We start from the raw sequence: 1637 nt of genomic DNA, 5'->3' as shown, positions 1-1637 counted from the left end.
CCTGCCCCCGCACACCGCCGCCTTGCTGACCAGCGGCCCGCTGGTCAGCAAGGCGGCGGGGGGCGGGGGCAGGGGGGCGGGGCCCGGACCGAGGTTGACCAGGCACAGCAGGTCGGGTGAGCGGCGGAAGGCGAGGACGCCCTCGGGGGCGGGCAGCCAGGTGAGGGGGCCGTCGCCGAGGGCCGGTTCGGCGCGGCGCAGGGCGAGGGCGGTGCGGTAGAGGGTGAGCATCGAGTCGGGGTCGGCGGCCTGGCGGTCGGCGGCGTAGGCGTCCCAGCCGGCCGGCTGCGGCAGCCAGGGCTCGGTGCGCGAGCCGAAGCCGGCGTAGGGGGCGGCGGCCGTCCAGGGCAGCGGGACGCGGCAGCCGTCGCGGCCCGGGTCGGCGCCGCCGGAGCGGAAGTGCATCGGGTCCTCGATGCGGTCCAGCGGGATGTCGGCCTCGGGCAGGCCCAGCTCCTCGCCCTGGTAGACGTAGACCGAGCCGGGCAGGGCGAGGGTGAGCAGGGCGGCGGCCCGGGCCCGGCGGGCGCCCAGCGCCAGGTCGGTGGGGGTGCCGAAGGTCTTGGTGGCGAAGTCGAAGCCGGTGTCGGCGCGGCCGTAGCGGGTGACGGTGCGGGTCACGTCGTGGTTGCACAGCACCCAGGTGGCGGGCGCGCCGACGGGCGCGTGCTCGGCGAGGGTGTCGTCGATGGCGGCGCGCAGCCGCACGGCGTCCCAGGGGCACGCCAGGAAGGTGAAGTTGAAGGCGGTGTGCAGTTCGTCGGGGCGCAGGTAGCGGGCGAAGCGCTCGGCGTCGGGCAGCCACACCTCGCCGACGAACACCCCGCCGTAGGCGTCGGCGACCGCCCGCCAGGAGCGGTATATCTCGTGCAGCTCGTCGCGGTCGATGTAGGGGTGGGGGTCGCGACCCTCGGTGAAGTCGGGCAGGTCGGGGTCCTTGGCGGGCAGCGCGGCGGAGTCGATGCGCACGCCGGCCACGCCCCGTTCGAACCAGAAGCGGAGCACGTCCTCGTGTTCCTCGCGGACGGCCGGGTGGGCCCAGTTGAGGTCGGGCTGCTGGGGGGTGAACAGGTGCAGGTACCACTCGCCGTCCGCGACCCGGGTCCAGGTCCGGCCGGCGAACTGCGAGGGCCAGTCGTTGGGCGGGAGTTCGCCGTTCTCGCCGCGCCCGGGGCGGAAGTGGAACAGCTTGCGCTCGGGGCTGCCGGGCCCGGCGGCGAGGGCCGCCCGGAACCACGGGTGCTGGTCGGAGACGTGGTTGGGCACGATGTCCACGATGGTGCGGATGCCCAGTGCGCGGGCCTCGGCGATGAGCGCCTCGGCCTCCTCCAGGGTGCCGAAGGCGGGGTCGATGGTGCGGTAGTCGGCGACGTCGTAGCCACCGTCGGCGAGCGGGGAGAGGTACCAGGGGGTGAACCAGACGGCGTCCACGCCGAGTTCGGCGAGATAGGGCAGTCTGGCGCGGACGCCCGCGAGGTCCCCGGTGCCGTCGCCGTCGCCGTCGGCGAAGCTGCGCGGGTAGACCTGGTAGATGGCGGCGGAGCGCCACCAGTCGCCGGACCGGGTCTCGGCGGCGGGGCCGGCGGCGTGGGGGGTGCGGCCGTGGTGCGGGGCTGCGGGGGCTGCCACGTGTGCGG

Annotated in this window: 1 protein-coding gene; it reads right to left on the bottom strand. The window is 75.8% G+C overall.

Annotated elements, in window-relative coordinates; genetic code table 11:
* Positions 1 to 1533, bottom strand: a 1533-nt coding sequence (locus C6N75_RS28050; protein WP_105871661.1) for a glycoside hydrolase family 13 protein, incomplete at its 3' end; no start/stop codon positions are given.
* Positions 1534 to 1637 lie beyond the last annotated feature (104 nt).

It is taken from the genome of Streptomyces solincola (assembly GCF_002982015.1).
GTDB lineage: Bacteria > Actinomycetota > Actinomycetes > Streptomycetales > Streptomycetaceae > Streptomyces > Streptomyces solincola.
The sequence above is the reverse complement of the archived record's forward strand: the minus strand, read 5'-3'. Positions and strand labels throughout refer to the sequence as shown.